Origin of the sequence: Streptomyces sp. RLB3-17 (genome assembly GCF_007113425.2) — a bacterium.
Taxonomy (GTDB): domain Bacteria; phylum Actinomycetota; class Actinomycetes; order Streptomycetales; family Streptomycetaceae; genus Streptomyces; species Streptomyces mirabilis_D.
On the sequence record NZ_CP041610.2, the window covers coordinates 3,823,631 to 3,838,926 of the forward strand.

The window sequence follows — 15,296 nt, forward strand, 5'->3', positions numbered from 1 at the left end:
CCTCAGGCCTCCCAGCCGGCCGGCAGATGGATCATCTTGTGCTCGAGGAACTCGCCGTACCCCTCGGGCCCGAACTCCCGCCCCAGCCCCGAGTTCTTGTAGCCGCCGAAGGGGCCGAGCATGTCGAGGCTGAAGGTGTTCACGGAGTACGTGCCGGTACGGACCTGCCGCGCGACGTCGATGCCGTGCGCGACGTCCGCCGTCCAGACGCTGCCGCTCAGCCCGTAGTCGGAGTCGTTGGCGATCTTCACGGCCTCGTCCTCGTCGCCGTACGGGAGGAGGCAGATCACCGGCCCGAAGATCTCCTCCCGGGCGATCCGCATGGAGTTGTCGACGTCCCCGAAGAGGGTCGGCTCGACGTACCAGCCCCGGTCGAGCCCGTGCGGACGGCCACCGCCGGTGAGGATCTTGGCGCCTTCCTCCTGGCCGATGCGGATGTAGTCGAGGTTGCGCTGCTGCTGGCGCCTTGCGACCAGCGGGCCGACCTGGGTGGCCGGGTCCAGCGGGTCCCCGACGACCAGCGCGCCCGCCGCCGCGGCGAAGGCGTCCGCGAACTCGTCGTAGCGCGAGCGCGGCAGCAGGATCCGGGTCTGCGCGACGCACGCCTGCCCGTTGTTCATCCAGGCCGCCGAGACGATTCCGGGGACGGCGGTGGCGAGGTCCGCGTCCGGCAGGACCACCGCCGCCGACTTCCCGCCCAGCTCCAGCGTCACACGGGTGAGGTTGCGCGAGGCGACCTCCATCACGCGCCGGCCCGCCGCGACCGATCCGGTGAAGGAGACCTTGTCGATGCCGGGGTGTCCGACCAGGTACTCGCTGACCTCGCGGTCGGCGGGCAGGATCGACAGGACACCCTCCGGCAGCCCGGCCTCCTTCGCGATCTCGCCCAGCAGATAGGCGTCCAGGGGCGACTCGGGCGACGGCTTCAGTACGACCGTGCAGCCGGTCAGCAGCGCGGGCGCGAGCTTGGCGGCCGCCACGAACTGCGGCACGTTCCACGGCACCACGGCCGCGACCACGCCCACCGGCTCGCGCCGCACGAGGATCCGCCCGAGGACGCCGTCGCGTGTCTCCTCGTACGTGAAGTTCCGCGCGACCGTGAGCGCCGCGTCCCACACCATCATCGCCCCGAGGGCCTGCGCGAGGACGCTCCAGGAGTACGGGGAGCCGTTCTCGGAGGAGATGACCCGGGCGATCTCCTCGTGCCGTACCGCGATCCCGTCCTTGATCCGGGTGACGACCGCGATCCGCTCGTCGAGGCTCATCCGGGGCCAGGGTCCTTCGTCGAACGCCCGGCGCGCGACGGCGACCGCCCGGTCCACGTCCTCGGTCGACGCGTGCGGGACGCGTCCGATGACCTCCTCGGTGTGCGGCGAGATCACCTCGATGACGTCCTTGCCCAGGGGGTCCGTCAACTCCCCGCCTATGAACAGCTGTCCGTGCTCCACGAGCTCGGTCACGACCGACCGCCTCCCTGGTTTCTGACGCTTCATCAGATATGAGAACTGATACCAGCTCCGGTCGACGGAGTCCACGGGCCGGACCCATGACTCGCACACCGTCCACAGAACGGTTGGTTCGAGCACCCAATGGAATCGGTTCTAGTTATAGTGGCGAGAACACGGCGATTGGTGGGAATCCATGACGCAGGTGACCGATCACGGCGGGGGCGTACGGTCGATCAGGGTCCCCATCCCGGACAACCCGCTCGGCACGACGCTGGTCCATCTCGTCGACACCGACCTGGGCCCCGTGCTGATCGACACCGGCTGGGACGACCCGGCCTCCTGGGACGCCCTCGCCGCCGGGCTCACCGCCTGCGGCGTCTCCGTCGCCGAGGTGCACGGGGTGGTCATCACCCACCACCACCCCGACCACCACGGTCTGTCGGGCAAGGTGCGGGAGGCCTCCGGGGCGTGGATCGCGATGCACGCGCTGGACACCGCGATCGTGCGGCGGACCCGGGAGAACCGGCCCGACCGCTGGTTCTCCTACATGGCGGACAAGCTGGCGTCCTCGGGCGCCCCCGAGGAGCACGTGGCCCAGCTGCGCGCGGCCCGCACGGCCCGGCTCTCCACCGGCCTGCCCACCTTCGCCCCCGCGCTCCCCGACCGCGAGATCGTCCCCGGCGAGCTCCTCGACCTGGCGGGCCGCCGTCTGCGCGCGATCTGGACCCCGGGCCACACGCCCGGCCACGTCTGCCTCCACCTGGAGGAGACCCACCCGGCCGCCCTCCCCGGCAACGGCCGCCTCTTCTCCGGCGACCACCTGCTCCCGAGGATCACCCCGCACATCGGCCTGTACGAGGATCCCGACGACGCCACCGTCGCCGATCCCCTCGGCGACTATCTGGACGCCCTGGAGCGCGTCGGCCGGCTGAACCCGGCCGAGGTGCTCCCGGCCCACCAGCACGCCTTCACCGACGCCCCCGGCCGCGTACGGGAGTTGCTCGCCCACCACGAGGACCGGCTCACCGGCCTGCTCGCCCTCCTGGAGACCCCGCTCACCGCCTGGCAGCTCGCCGAGCGCATGGAGTGGAACCGCCCGTGGGACCAGATCCCCTTCACCTCCCGCAACATCGCGGTGTCGGAGGCCGAGGCCCATGTGCGCCGCCTGGTGAAACTGGGCCGGGCGGAGGCGGTGACGGGGAGTGATCCGGTGACGTACGTGGCGCTGTGACGCGTTCGTGTGGCGTTGCATCGCGTTCGCGCGGCGCTGTAATGCGTTGGAGACCGCAAGCCCGGAGCTGATAGCAACAGCTCATGGACCCTCTCGAACAGCCCGCCCTCGAACGACTTCTCGCCGAGCGCGCCTGCGAGCGTCTCGTCCTCGGCTTCGTCCACCGTCTCGACCTCGGTGAACCCTCCTCCGTCGCCGACCTGTTCACCGAGGACGGCGTCTGGCGGTGGCCGGAGGGCGATCGGCTCGTCGAGGGGCGTGCCGCCCTGCGCGCGTACTTCGGCGGGCGCCCCGCGGACCGGCTCTCGCGCCGCATGATGGCGAACGTGCTGGTCACCGTGGACTCACCGGCCGAGGCGCGGGCCACCTCGTACTTCACCACCTACCGGGTCGACGGCCACACCGGCGGCATGGTCCCGTCCGGACCTCCCGTGCAGATCGGACACTACGAGGACACCTTCCGCAGGGTCGACGGGACGTGGCTGCTCTCGACCCGCACCCTGTTCCTGCCCTTCGGCGGCCCCACCCCCCGTCAGCGGCCCTCCGCCGCGTAGTCGAGCCCCTCCTCGTACGCCATCCCGAAACCCTCCTCGTACGCCGCGCGGTAGGCGCTGTCGCCGATCTCGGCACGGATGCGCAGTTCGTGGGAACGGCGGGTGGCGAGGAGGTCGGGCGAGTCCATCTGGGCCCGGCCTGTGAGTTCCCAGACGCGTTCGCCGATGCCGAGGAGGCGGGCGGCGCGCGGGCCGTCCCCGGCCGCGACGACCGCGGCGGCCAGGACGTCCAGCGCCATGGCCGCGCCGACGGTGTTGTGCAGCAGGCCGTGCCCGGCGAGCGCGGTGCGGGCGTTGTCGACGGCGGCGCGGACCGCGCCGCGGGCCAGGTCCGTCTGGGCGACGATCCCGTCGGCGAAGGCGCCCGCCCACGACTCCCCGCACTCCACGCTGGCCTCGCGCACCTCCTCGGCCACCGTCCGCGCCCGGTCGTGGTCACCGCGCAGCAGGTGCGAGAAGGACAGCGCCACCCGGACCTGGAGCTGGGCGGCCCCGAACCCGTCCTGTCTGATGGGCAGTCGGGGCGTGGCGGACAGTACGTCGATCGCCTCGCCGAGCCGGCCGCTCAGCGCCAGCTGGCCCCCGGTGAGGTACGCGGCGGCCACCACGGCCACCGGGTCGGCCTGGGTGTCCGCCGCGTCCGTGCAACGCTCCGCCCAGTCCGCCGCGACCTCCAGGTCGCCCTGGAGCAGCGCCACCGCGCCGCGTGCCCACAGGGCGCGGGTGCGGTCGGGTCCGGGCGGCGGGTCGGTGGCGAGCGCGAGGTCCAGGCAGTGCTGGGCGTCGCGCAGAGAGCCGCAGTGCCGCCACAGGAAGCCGAGGTCGGCCGCCATCCCCAGGGCGATCCGGCGGTCGGGGTCGGTGAGCGCGCAGTCCATCGCGGCGCGCAGGTTGGCGTGTTCGGTGAGGGTGCGTTCGCACCAGGCGACCTGCCGTCCGGTGTTCCACTCGGTCCACCCCTGGCGGACCAGCCGCCGGAAGTGGTCGCGGTGGCGCAGCCGTACGGCGTGTTCCTCGCCGAGGGCGCGCAGCCAGTCGGCGCCGAACTCCCGGACGGTGTCGAGGAGCCGGAAGCGGGCCGGGTCGGTGCGGTGGCGCTGCACGATGGACTGCTCGACGAGCCGGGCGAGCAGTGCGGCGATCCGTCCGGCGGGCAGCGGGCCGCCCGCGCAGATCTCCTCGGCGGCGCCCACGCAGAAGCCGCCCGCGAACACCGAGAGCCGGGCCCACAGCAGCCGCTCCAGCGGTGCGCACAGCTCGTGGCTCCAGCCGATCGCCGTGCGCAGTGTCTGGTGGCGTGGCGGTCCGGCGCCGTCGCGCGGGGCGCTGAGCAGGTCGAGCCGGGACGGCAGGCGTTCGCCGAGCCGGCCGTGGAGCTGGGCCAGGGACAGTTCGCAGAGGCGGGCGGCGGCGAGTTCGAGGGCGAGCGGGATGCCGTCGAGGCGGCGGCAGACGGACTCCACGGTGGGGCGGTTGGTGTCGTCGAGGGTGAACCCGGTGAGGGCGGCGCGGTCGGCGAACAGGGTGACCGCGTCGTCGGCGACCGGCAGCGGGTCCAGGGGCAGTACGAGTTCGCCGGGCAGTCCGAGCGGTTCGCGGCTGGTGACGAGGACACGCAGGCCGGGGAGGGCGGGCAGCAGGGTCTCGACGAGCACGGCGCAGTCCGCGAGGACGTGTTCGCAGGAGTCGAGCACCAGCAACAGCCGTTTGCCGTAGGCCCATTCGGCCACCACCTCGGTGACGGGGCCGGTGGACTGGTCGGTGAGCCGCAGCGCCTCCACGACGGCGAGGCCGACCAGGCCCGCGGTGTGCAGGGGGGAGAGTTCCACCAGCCAGACGCCGTCGGGGTAGGCCTCCTGGAGCCGGGCCAGGGCGCGCAGGGCGAGCCGGGTCTTGCCGACTCCGCCGACGCCGACGACGCTCAGGAGCCGGTGTATGCCCACCGAGGGGTCCAACTCCGTCTCCAGCCAGCGCAGTTCCTCCCGCCGTCCGACGAAGCTGTGCGTCTCGGGCGGCAGATTGCCGGGGCCGCCGCCGGTGGGATGCGTCGGCTCGGTCGTTTTGTCGGACACGACAACCAGTCTGGACGGATCATGACCGGCTCCGGAGACTGTCCGGGAACTCGGACAGAAGAGCGTCGGCACCACGACAGTTCCGGGCACCTTTCGACGAGATGCGATCAACTCCCTGTTGGTGAGGGTGTGGCGGTCTTTGTTCGGAGATCGTCGGGTGATGGGCACGAGGGAGCAGGGGCAGCGAGATCGACGAGAACGCCAAGAAGACCAAGGACATCAAGAACAGCGGGATCGGCCGGAGCGGCGGGAACGCCGAATGCTGCTCGCGCCGCTCGCCACCTGTCTGCTGATCGCCGTCCCGGATCTCTTCTTCGACCGGGTACCACCGCTCATCACCCTGCTGCTCATCGGCCCACTGCTGGCCTGCGCCCGGCTCGGCGTCCGGCACACCGTGCTGGTGTGCTGCTGGTCGGCGGTCCTGGGCCTGGCCATGGGGATCGGCGACGACGCGGTGCCGAGCACCGGCTTCGGCATCCGCTGGGGCGGACTCCTCGTCGGCTGCGCGCTCACCGTGTACGCGGCCCGGCAGCGCGACCGCCTCCGCGAGCGGCTGGCGCGGGCCCACGAGGTGGCCCGGGTCACCCAGACCGCGATCCTGCGGCCCATCTCCCGTACCTTCGACGGCACCCGGGTCTGTACCCGGTACCACAGCGTCTCCCACGAATCGGCCGTCGGCGGCGACCTGTACGACGTCGCGGTGACGCCGTACGGCCTGCGGGTCCTCGTCGGCGACGTACGCGGCCACGGCGTCGAGGGGCTCCGGCTGGCCGCGGACACCATCACGGCCTTCCGTGAACTCGTCCACACCGCACCCGACCTGACGACCCTCACCGCCGAACTCGACGCCCTTCTCACCCCCGAACTGGGCCCCGAGGACTTCGTCACCGCGGTGCTCGCCGAGTTCGCGCCCGGCGAGGTGCGGCTCGTCAACTGCGGCCATCCGCCCCCGCTGCGCTCCGGCCGGCGCATCGAACTCCTCGAACCCCCCGTCCCCACCCCGCCGTTGGGCCTCGGTCCCGATCCGCGCCAGTACCGCGTACGGCTCCAGCCCGGCGACCGGCTGCTCCTCTACACCGACGGCCTCACCGAGGCCCGTGACGCGGAGGGCGCCCCCTTCCCCCTCCTCGGCGAGGCGGCGCTCGCCCTGCGCGAGCCGCTCCCCGACGAGGCCCTGCGGTCCCTGCACGCCCGCCTGCTCGCCCACACCGGAGCCGCCCTCGCCGACGATCTCGCCCTGGTCCTGTGCCAGCCCACGGAGGCAACCATTCCGACACCCGTGCCGTGACCGATGCCGTTGGTGCGAGACATCTGGCGCCACACCACTCAGAGGAGCAACGTCCGGATCAACTTCTCGGCGCTCCCGAGGAGTTGGACCTTGTGTGCGCTCATGGTCGGATTGGCGGCCCGCCGCACCCGCGCCTCCGCGAGCCCCTCCTCCGTCACCCGGTCCGCGTTCCCGTCGAGCATCGCGACCAGCGTCTCGCGGGCCAACTCCGCGTAGACCTCACCGCCGACGGCGACCTGCGCGAGGATCACGGCGGACATGCCCCAGTCCAGGCCGGGCGGCCCGTCCTCGGCGTTGGACCAGTCGATGACCTTCGGGCCGTCCGGGGTGAGCATCACGTTGTCCGGGTGCAGATCCAGGTGCAGTACGCGGACGCCCGCGTCGCCGGAACCCCGACCGGGCACGGCGTGCAGCGCGCGCAGCAGTCCGGCGAGCACGCCACCACCCTCCCGCGCGCCGATCTCCCCCGTCTCGAACGCCGCCAGCATGGTCGGCCCCGAAAGCCGCTCCATCACCATCTCGGTCCGGCTCGCCGCCCGCACGGCCGGCGCCGGATACCCATGCCCCCGCACGTACTCCATCACCGCCGCCTCGGCCGACGCGTCCCCCCACCCGTCCCGGTCGCGCCGCACCACCCAGCCCCGCTCCCCCTCCACCTCGAACACATCCGCCGAACGACCCGAACCGATCAGTCTCCCCGTCCTCATGCCGCCGAACCTATCCGGGTACCGCCGCCATCCGCTCCTACCGGGCGAGTACGTGGCGGGCGAGGCGGGCTCGGGGCGGGGCCAGTTCGGTGTCGAGGGCGTGCTGTCGTTCGTCGTCCGTGACCACCGCGGCGGCCACGGCGGGCCTGGCGAGCAGGCAGGCCCGGCGCAGGTGCGTCGGTGGGTGGGTGGAGTCGACGCTGTGTCCGCGCAGGATTCCGACGCGGCGCTGGCGCTCGTACTCGTGCTCGGGGATCGAGTCCACGTGGGCGGCCAGCTGGTCCCACAGATCGCGCCACGGCTCGCGACGCTCCGCGTCCTGGGCCCGGATCACCTGGCCGACGTTGGACATGCGGAGCAGCAGGGTCTCCGCCGAGTCGGTCACGAGGAGGCGGTCCATGAGCGCCACGGCGGCCTCGCTGGAACCGGCCCGGGCCGCGGCGGCGTCGGCCAGGTACTCGGCGCGCTGCTTCGCGCGCATCGTCAGCTGGTCGAGCAGCATCAGCAGGCCCTGGGCGGCTCCGTAGGGCAGCAGATAGAGCACGTTGAGCGCCATCTCGGGGACGGTGGGGTGAGAGATCGGGCGCATCAGATAGCGCCATGTGGCCAGGGACTGGAGCGCGTTGGCGATGACCAGTCCCTGCCGGGTGTCCCCGTTGGCGTAGTGACCGAGTTCGTGTCCGAGCAGCGCGATCCGCTGTTGCGGGGTGGTGATCTCCCAGAGCCCGAGCCCGATGGCCAGCAGTCGGCGCCGGCGCGCTCCGTACGTGGTCACGCTCGCGTTGACGTCGGTCGTCAGGGCGATGGCGTGGACCCCGGTCGTACCGACGACGGAGGCGATCTCGTCGACGAGGGCGAACAGCTGGGGCGCCTCGGCCCGGTGCAGCACGGGCGCGTCGTCCGGCAGCCGTCCGAAGCGGGGCCGAAGGAGCCAGGCCAGCAGGAGAAGGATCACTCCCACCACCGGCAGAGCGGTGCCCCAGCCGAGTATCACCAGCAGGACCCCCGTGCCGAGCAGGGCGATCGTGGCGCCGTGGATGGCCAGCGCGACGGCGTACGCCAGGACAGCGGCCGTATCGCGGCGCGGACGCGGATCGCCGTCGGCCGACACCTCGGCCAGCAGTGCCTCCCCGTGCCGCCGGGCCAGCGACCGCCGCAGTCCCTCCAGCCGCCCCGGTCTCTCTTCCGGCTCGCCGGGATCCACATTCCATCCGCAGGCCGCACACCACGCCGTGAACCGCGGGTCGGTGCGCACCTCAGTGCTGCATTCCGGGCACGACTGAGCTTTCTCGTCCACAGTGCCGCGCATCTTCGTGTCCCCCCTGACTCCAAGTCCCCCCCGGGACCGGCGAATTCCGACGTGTTCGAACAGAGCACGTCGCGAGCGCAGCATAGGCCCGCGAGGGGGCCGCACAGCCACTCCTCAGGCGATTCCTACGGGCCGGTACAGTGAGCAGGTCGTCATCACACCCGTACGCGGAGAAGCCGGTGCAATTCCGGCGCTGACCCGCAACCGTGAGCCACCCGCAGGGGTGGCGAGCCGGATCGCCTCGTGCGGGACGTGACCGGCTCGTGCCACCGGCAGCCCGTCGGTGGCCGGCACCGTCGAGGGATACGGGGCCGGAGCCGCTCGGGGCCAAGCCTGCGCCCGGTGCTGCCCGGCTTCCGCAGGGAGAGTCATGATTGTTCGCCGCAGCGCCGCGGTACTGGCCGCCACCGTAGTGATCGGTACGGCCCTGGCCCCGGCCGCCGTGGCCGAGGGCGCCTCGCCTTCGCCCGCCCCGGCGATACCCTCCGGCCTCTACGGCACCTCCGACCCCACCTACGACGGCGTCTGGCGGCAGTCCCTCGCGCTGCTCGCCCAGCACACCGTCGGTGTGAAGCCCGCGGCGAAGGCCGTCGACTGGCTGGCCGGGCAGCAGTGCGCGAGCGGGGCGTTCGCGGCATACCGCGCCGACGCGGCAGCGAAGTGCGACGCCAAGACGATGGTCGACACCAACAGCACCTCGGCGGCCGTACAGGCCCTCGCCGCGCTCGGCGGCCACGGCGGCGAGACGGGCAAGGCCGTCGCGTGGCTGAAGTCCGTGCAGAACAAGGACGGCGGCTGGGGCTACACGGCGGGCGGCGCGAGCGACGCGAACTCCACGTCCGTGGTGATCGGGGCACTGGCGGCGATGGGCACCAAGCCGGCGGACGTCTCCAAGGGCGGCAAGTCGCCGTACGACGCCCTCGTCAAGCTGTCGATCCCGTGCGGCGGGACCGACGGGGGCGCGTTCGCCTACCAGCCGGACAAGAAGGGCAAGCTCGCGGCCAACGCGGACGCGACGGCGGCGGCCGTGGTCGGAGCCCTGGGCAAGGGCCTCGCCGGTGAGCCCCTGAAGCCCGTGGCCGACCCCCTCTCCTGCAAGGCCGCCGACAGCCCCCAGCGGGCGGCCCAGAACGGTGCCGCGTACCTCGTCAAGGCGCTCGCCAAGGACCACCACCTCACGTCGGTGATGCCCGGCGCCAAGAACCAGCCCGACTACGGCAACACGGCGGACGCGGTCGTCGCGCTCGCGACCGCCGGGCACGGCGACAAGGCGGCCGACGCGATGCGCTGGCTGGAGACCCACTCCGCGCAGTGGGCCGAGCAGTCCGGACCCGCCGCGTACGCGCAGCTCGTCCTCGCCGCCGACGCGGCGACGTTCGACCCGCGCGACTTCGGCGGCCAGGACCTCGTCAAGCAGCTCAACGCCACCGGCCCCGCGCCCGCGTCCCTCCCTGCGGAACCCACGGCGTCCGCGTCCGCCGCGGAAGCCGCGAAGAAGAAGGACGACAGCGGCGTCAGCGTCTGGTGGATCATCGGCGTCGGTCTCGTCGGCGGCATCGGCATCGGCTTCCTGATCAGCGCCCGCAACAAGAAGCAGCAGCCGTGAACCGCCGTCGGACGTACGCGCTGGTCCTGTCCCTGCTCCTCCTCGTCATCGGCGGCGCGGGACAGGCTCAAGCCGTCGGCTACCGCTACTGGTCGTTCTGGGACCTGACCGGCGGGAAGTGGAATTACGCGACGCAGGGCCCGTCGACCGCGCGACCGTCCGACGGCGACGTACAGGGCTTCCGTTTCGCGGTGAGCGCGGACTCGCAGGACGCCTCCAAGCCACGCGGCCACGCCGACTTCGCGTCCATCTGCGCGAAGACGCCCGCCCAGGCGGGCCACAAGCGGGTGGCCCTCGTCATCGACTCGGGCACGACCGCGGACGCCCCGGGCGGCGAGACGCCGCCCGCACCGCGGACGGTCTGTGCCCGCGTCCCCGCCGACGCGACCACGGCCGAGGCCCTCGCGACGGTCGCCAAGCCTCTCCGCTACGACACCAACGCCCTCCTGTGCGCCATCTCGGGCTACCCGGGGAAGGGCTGCGGCGACCAGGTCGCGACGTCACACACCGCGCCCGCCACCACCGCGAAAGCCGGCACCAAGGACAACACCGACGCCACGTCCGAACCGACCCGGCACGGCCCGTCGCTCGGCCTGCTCGCGGGAGTCGTCGCGGTCGCCGCGCTCGGCGGGGCGGCAGTCTGGCAGACCCGCCGCCGCCGGCCCTGAGTACGGCGACCGACGATGACGCGCGCGCCGAAGGCACACCGTTCCAACGCCCTCCCCCCAGGGGCCTGGTGGATCTGGGCCCTGGGCCTGGGAACCGCCGCCTCCCGCACCACCAACCCCCTCCTGCTCGCCCTCCTCATAGCCGTGGCCGGTTACGTGGTGGCCGCCCGCAGGACCGACGCGCCCTGGGCCCACTCCTACACCGCGTTCGTCAAACTCGGCATCGCCGTCCTCGGCATCCGGCTCGCGTTCGCCGTCTTCCTCGGCTCCCCCGTCCCCGGCACCCACCTCCTCGTCACCCTCCCCGAACTCCCCCTCCCCCACTGGGCCCAGGGCATCCGTGTCGGCGGCCGGGTCACCGCCGAGGGCCTGCTCTTCGCGCTGTACGACGGCCTGAAACTGGCCACGCTCCTCATCTGCGTCGGCGCGGCGAACGCCCTCGCGAACCCGGCGCGGCTGTTGAAGTCGCTCCCGGGCGCCCTGTACGAGGCGGGCGTCGCGGTGGTCGTCGCGCTCACCTTCGCGCCGAACCTGATCGCGGACGGCCGGCGGTTGCGCGCCGCCCGCCGTCTGCGGGGCCGCCCCGACCGTGGGCTGCGTGGCCTGCTGCACGTCGGACTCCCGGTCCTGGAGGGCGCGTTGGAGCGTTCGGTCGCCCTCGCGGCGGCGATGGACGCCCGCGGCTACGGCCGCACCGCCGAGGTACCGCCCGCCGTCCGCCGTACGACCACCGTCCTGACGCTGGGCGGTCTGCTCGGCGTCTGCGCGGGCACGTACGGAGTGCTGACCGCCGAGGGCGGCACCTACGGCCTGCCCGTGCTGCTCGCCGGAGTGGCCGCGGCGCTCGGCGGGCTGTGGCTGGGCGGGCGCCGCTCGGTCCGCACGCGCTACCGCCCGGACGTGTGGGGCGCACGTGCCTGGCTGGTGACGGGCTCCGGAGTCGCGGTCGCCGCCGGACTGATCGCCTCCGCCGCGTACGACGCCTCGGCGCTGAGCCCCGGTGTCCTCCCGCTGACCGCCCCCGCCCTGCCCCTGTGGCCCGCGGCGGCGATCCTGCTCGGCCTGCTCCCCGCCTTCGTGGCCCCGACACCCCACTCGCGGGAACCCTCCACCCCCAAGGACCCCTCATGATCCGCTTCGAGGATGTCTCCGTGACGTACGACGGAGCTGTCGAACCCACCGTCCAGGGCGTGGACTTCGAGGTCCCGGAGGGTGAACTCGTCCTGCTCGTGGGGCCCTCCGGCGTCGGCAAGTCGACCGTGCTCGGCGCGGTCTCCGGTCTCGTGCCGCACTTCACGGGCGGCACCCTGCGCGGCCGGGTCACGGTCGCCGGACGGGACACCCGCACCCACAAGCCGCGCGAGCTCGCGGACGTGGTCGGCACGGTGGGCCAGGACCCGCTGTCCCACTTCGTCACGGACACGGTCGAGGACGAACTCGCCTACGGCATGGAGTCGTTGGGTCTGGCGCCGGCCGTGATGCGCCGCCGCGTCGAGGAGACACTGGACCTGCTGGGCCTGGCGGACCTCCGCGACCGCCCGATCGCCACGCTCTCCGGCGGCCAGCAGCAGCGCGTCGCCATCGGCTCGGTCCTGACCCCCCACCCGCGCGTCCTGGTCCTCGACGAGCCCACCTCGGCCCTGGACCCGGCCGCCGCCGAGGAGGTCCTCGCCGTCCTGCAACGCCTCGTCCACGACCTCGGCACGACCGTCCTCATGGCCGAACACCGCCTCGAACGGGTCATCCAGTACGCCGACCAGGTCGCCCTGTTCCCGTCCCCGGGCGCCGCGCCGACGCTCGGCACCCCGTCCGAGATCATGGCCGTCTCCCCGGTGTACCCGCCGGTGGTGGACCTGGGCCGGCTGGCCGACTGGTCCCCGCTCCCCCTCACGGTGCGCGACGCACGACGCAGGGCGGGGTCCCTGCGGGAACGCCTCACGGAACTCGTCCCCAAGCCGAGGACCCCGCAGCCGAGGACCTCGCGGGCGACAGCCCCGCGGGCGACGGTTCCACGGACGGCGGTTCCACGGGCGACGGCCCCGGCCTCGATCGAGGCCCTCGCCGTCCGCCACGGCCGCGTCGAGGCGCTCCGGCGCGTCGACCTCACCACCGCCCCCGGCGAGATCATCGCGCTGATGGGCCGCAACGGGGCCGGGAAGTCCACCCTGCTCGGCACGCTGGTCGGACTGGTCGCACCGGCGGCCGGTTCGGTCCTGGTCGGGGGCGCGGTCCCGCACCGGACGGCACCACGGGACCTCGTACGTCGAGTGGGTCTCGTACCGCAGGAACCACGCGACCTGCTGTACGCCGACACGGTCGCCGCCGAGTGCACGGCGGCCGACGAGGACGCGGGGGCCGAGCCCGGTACCTGCCGGGCCCTGGTGTCCGAACTGCTGCCGGACATCGGGGACGACACCCACCCCCGTGACCTCTCGGAGGGCCAGCGGCTGGCGCTCGCGCTGGCCGTCGTCCTGACGGCCCGCCCTCCGCTCCTGCTCCTCGACGAGCCGACCCGAGGCCTGGACTACGCGGCGAAGGCCCGTCTGGTCACGGTCCTGCGCGGCCTGGCCGCCGAGGGGCACACCATCGTCCTGGCCACCCACGACGTGGAACTCGCCGCCGAGCTCGCGCACCGTGTCGTCGTCCTCGCGGACGGCGAGATCGTCGCCGACGGCCCCACGGCCGAGGTGGTCGTCGCCTCCCCGTCCTTCGCCCCCCAGGTCACGAAGGTGCTCGCGCCGCAGCCGTGGCTCACGGTCACCCAGGTCAGGGAGGCCCTGGCATGACGACACCGGAGGTCAGGACCAGAGCCGTCCGCCTCGGCCCCCGCTCCCTCGCCGCCCTCTGCCTCGTGAGCGCCGTCGGGGTCGCCGGGTTCGGCTGGCCACTCTTCGCCGATCCCACCTCGCAGGTCGCCGCGCACGCGCAGGACGCGCCCTGGCTGTTCGCGGGGCTGCTGGTGCTGCTCGTCGCCGTCGTCACGGCGACGATCTCCGAGTCCGGGCTCGGCCCGAAGGCGGTGGCCATGCTCGGAGTGCTGGCCGCGACCGGCGCCGCGCTGCGGCCGATCGGCGCCGGGACGGCCGGGATCGAGCCGATGTTCTTCCTGATGGTCCTGAGCGGCCGGGTGCTCGGACCGGGGTTCGGGTTCGTGCTCGGATCCGTGACCATGTTCTCCTCCGCGCTGCTCACGGGCGGGGTGGGCCCGTGGCTGCCGTTCCAGATGCTCGCGATGGGCTGGTTCACGATGGGCGCCGGGCTGTTGCCGGGCCCCGACCGGATGCGCGGGCGCGGGGAACTCGCCCTGCTCGCGGCGTACGGGTTCTGCGCCGCGTTCGCCTACGGCACGGTCATGAACCTGGCCGGCTGGCCCTTCATGGGCGCGCTGGCCTCGAACGTCGCCTTCGACCCGCATGCCGACGTGACCGCCAACCTGGCCCGTTTCCTCGCCTACTGCGTGGCCACCTCCCTCGGCTGGGACCTGGGCCGGGCCGTCGTCACCGTCGTCCTGACCCTCACGCTCGGCGCGCCCCTCCTCAAGGCGCTGCGCAGGGCGACGCGGCGGGCCGCCTTTGAGACCCCGGTCACCTTCGAACCCCGGTGACGTGCGACCCAGGTCACACCACTCGGACGCGCCCCGTAGCCGCCCGCACACCTTCCGCCAGTCGCGGGGTGAAGCAGCCCATAGGACCCACGTCACATACGAAGCGGGCTAGTAGCCCCGAAGGCCTGGCATGGACGCGTCGTCAACCCCTCTGACCTGGGGTTTGAGACCCAGGTCACACAAGGGGCGTTTCCCCCGGATGCGACCACCACTAGTAAAAGGGGTCATTGCGGACACCCCCCTGAGCCTGTTTCTCTGAAGCAGTCGCCAGGCGCCACGAACCCACCCGGGTCGCGGCGCCGATGTACGCCTCCACCACACGTCGTGTGGAACAGGGCGCACCGCGACCGCCCTGTTTCCTAAGAGAGGTTCTCCGCGTGTCCGTCTCCTTCATCCGCAACATCGCCGCTTCCCCGAAGAAGGTCCTCACCACCGCCGCCGTGGCCGCCGCCGCCACCGGCATGGTCCTCGCCGCGAGCCCCGCTCAGGCCGCCACCGGCCAGGCCTCCTCCGCCCAGGCGATCGCGCACAAGATGATCCCGGACGCCGCGCAGTTCACCGCCTTCAGCAAGATCGTCGAGCACGAGAGCGGCTGGAACCCCAGCGCCACGAACTCCGCTTCCGGCGCCTACGGCCTGGTCCAGGCCCTGCCCGGCTCGAAGATGTCTGCCGCCGGTTCCGACTGGAAGACGAACCCGGCCACCCAGATCAAGTGGGGGCTGGACTACATGAACTCCCGCTACGGCAGCCCGGCCGCCGCGTGGAACTTCTGGCAGGCCCACAACTGGTACTGAGCGGCCCACCGGTGA

Annotated in this window: 13 protein-coding genes and 1 riboswitch; of the genes, 9 read left to right on the forward strand and 4 right to left on the reverse strand. The window is 72.8% G+C overall.

Annotated elements, in window-relative coordinates:
- Positions 1-2 precede the first annotated feature (2 nt).
- Positions 3-1,460, reverse strand: a complete 1,458-nt coding sequence (locus FNV62_RS17700) for an aldehyde dehydrogenase (RefSeq protein ID WP_143601480.1) — start codon at positions 1,458-1,460, stop codon at positions 3-5.
- Positions 1,461-1,641: 181 nt separating this feature from the next.
- On the opposite strand from FNV62_RS17700, the gene FNV62_RS17705 reads away from it, so the two are divergent.
- Both FNV62_RS17705 and FNV62_RS17710 read left to right on the forward strand, forming a co-directional pair.
- Entirely contained in the window at positions 1,642-2,679 is a 1,038-nt protein-coding gene (locus FNV62_RS17705; protein ID WP_054230943.1) for an MBL fold metallo-hydrolase, read from the forward strand.
- An 83-nt stretch (positions 2,680-2,762) separates the two neighbouring features.
- Complete coding sequence (locus FNV62_RS17710; RefSeq protein ID WP_143601481.1) at positions 2,763-3,233, forward strand: nuclear transport factor 2 family protein; 471 nt, start codon at positions 2,763-2,765, stop codon at positions 3,231-3,233.
- Here FNV62_RS17710 and FNV62_RS17715 read toward each other — a convergent pair.
- Positions 3,212-5,305 carry an ATP-binding protein gene (locus FNV62_RS17715; RefSeq protein ID WP_144315384.1) on the reverse strand — a complete coding sequence of 698 codons (2,094 nt, stop codon included), beginning with the start codon at positions 5,303-5,305 and terminating at the stop codon, positions 3,212-3,214. The two genes, FNV62_RS17710 and FNV62_RS17715, sit on opposite strands and share 22 nt — an antisense overlap.
- A gap of 259 nt (positions 5,306-5,564) precedes the next feature.
- Here FNV62_RS17715 and FNV62_RS17720 point away from each other — a divergent pair, with 259 nt between their 5' ends.
- The gene (locus tag FNV62_RS17720; protein WP_225900279.1) at positions 5,565-6,593 is read left to right on the forward strand and encodes a PP2C family protein-serine/threonine phosphatase; all 1,029 of its coding nucleotides are present in this window, start codon (positions 5,565-5,567) and stop codon (positions 6,591-6,593) included.
- Between the two features lie 38 nt (positions 6,594-6,631).
- Here FNV62_RS17720 and FNV62_RS17725 read toward each other — a convergent pair whose 3' ends face one another.
- Both FNV62_RS17725 and FNV62_RS17730 read right to left on the reverse strand, forming a co-directional pair.
- Positions 6,632-7,300: a phosphotransferase family protein gene (locus tag FNV62_RS17725; protein ID WP_144315386.1), complete on the reverse strand. Its 669-nt coding sequence runs from the start codon at positions 7,298-7,300 to the stop codon at positions 6,632-6,634.
- Between the two features lie 37 nt (positions 7,301-7,337).
- A complete protein-coding gene (locus tag FNV62_RS17730; protein ID WP_225900280.1) occupies positions 7,338-8,504 on the reverse strand; it encodes a M48 family metallopeptidase in 1,167 nt (388 codons plus the stop codon).
- A 234-nt stretch (positions 8,505-8,738) separates the two neighbouring features.
- Positions 8,739-8,868: riboswitch (cobalamin riboswitch) on the forward strand.
- Positions 8,869-8,979: 111 nt separating this feature from the next.
- Between FNV62_RS17730 and FNV62_RS17735 the strand changes: the two genes are divergently transcribed.
- The 6 genes from FNV62_RS17735 to FNV62_RS17760 all read left to right on the forward strand — a co-directional run bounded on the left by FNV62_RS17735 (position 8,980) and on the right by FNV62_RS17760 (position 15,281).
- Positions 8,980-10,215 (forward strand): prenyltransferase/squalene oxidase repeat-containing protein, encoded by a 1,236-nt coding sequence (locus FNV62_RS17735; protein WP_097284479.1) that lies wholly within the window; start codon positions 8,980-8,982, stop codon positions 10,213-10,215.
- Positions 10,212-10,883, forward strand: coding sequence for an SCO2322 family protein (locus FNV62_RS17740; protein WP_143613222.1), 672 nt, complete (start codon positions 10,212-10,214; stop codon positions 10,881-10,883). The genes FNV62_RS17735 and FNV62_RS17740 overlap by 4 nt, the downstream gene beginning before the upstream one ends.
- A 15-nt stretch (positions 10,884-10,898) precedes the next feature.
- Positions 10,899-12,014, forward strand: coding sequence for a CbiQ family ECF transporter T component (locus FNV62_RS17745; protein WP_054230949.1), 1,116 nt, complete (start codon positions 10,899-10,901; stop codon positions 12,012-12,014).
- On the forward strand, positions 12,011-13,669 hold the full coding sequence (locus tag FNV62_RS17750; RefSeq protein ID WP_144315388.1) for an ABC transporter ATP-binding protein: 1,659 nt from the start codon (positions 12,011-12,013) through the stop codon (positions 13,667-13,669). The genes FNV62_RS17745 and FNV62_RS17750 overlap by 4 nt, the downstream gene beginning before the upstream one ends.
- Complete coding sequence (locus tag FNV62_RS17755; protein ID WP_143601489.1) at positions 13,666-14,487, forward strand: ECF transporter S component; 822 nt, start codon at positions 13,666-13,668, stop codon at positions 14,485-14,487. Before FNV62_RS17750 ends, FNV62_RS17755 begins: the two co-directional genes overlap by 4 nt.
- A gap of 377 nt (positions 14,488-14,864) precedes the next feature.
- On the forward strand, positions 14,865-15,281 hold the full coding sequence (locus FNV62_RS17760) for a transglycosylase SLT domain-containing protein (RefSeq protein WP_054230952.1): 417 nt from the start codon (positions 14,865-14,867) through the stop codon (positions 15,279-15,281).
- The last annotated feature ends 15 nt before the right edge of the window (positions 15,282-15,296 follow it).

What these genes read in the sequence shown, in the direction of transcription:
- FNV62_RS17705 (WP_054230943.1), top strand. Translation starts at nt 1,642, where the DNA reads ATGACGCAGGTGACCGATCACGGCGGGGGCGTACGGTCGATCAGGGTC.
- FNV62_RS17710 (WP_143601481.1), top strand. Translation starts at nt 2,763, where the DNA reads ATGGACCCTCTCGAACAGCCCGCCCTCGAACGACTTCTCGCCGAGCGC.
- FNV62_RS17720 (WP_225900279.1), top strand. Translation starts at nt 5,565, where the DNA reads ATGCTGCTCGCGCCGCTCGCCACCTGTCTGCTGATCGCCGTCCCGGAT.
- FNV62_RS17725 (WP_144315386.1), bottom strand. Translation starts at nt 7,300, where the DNA reads ATGAGGACGGGGAGACTGATCGGTTCGGGTCGTTCGGCGGATGTGTTC.
- FNV62_RS17735 (WP_097284479.1), top strand. Translation starts at nt 8,980, where the DNA reads ATGATTGTTCGCCGCAGCGCCGCGGTACTGGCCGCCACCGTAGTGATC.
- FNV62_RS17745 (WP_054230949.1), top strand. Translation starts at nt 10,899, where the DNA reads ATGACGCGCGCGCCGAAGGCACACCGTTCCAACGCCCTCCCCCCAGGG.
- FNV62_RS17750 (WP_144315388.1), top strand. Translation starts at nt 12,011, where the DNA reads ATGATCCGCTTCGAGGATGTCTCCGTGACGTACGACGGAGCTGTCGAA.
- FNV62_RS17755 (WP_143601489.1), top strand. Translation starts at nt 13,666, where the DNA reads ATGACGACACCGGAGGTCAGGACCAGAGCCGTCCGCCTCGGCCCCCGC.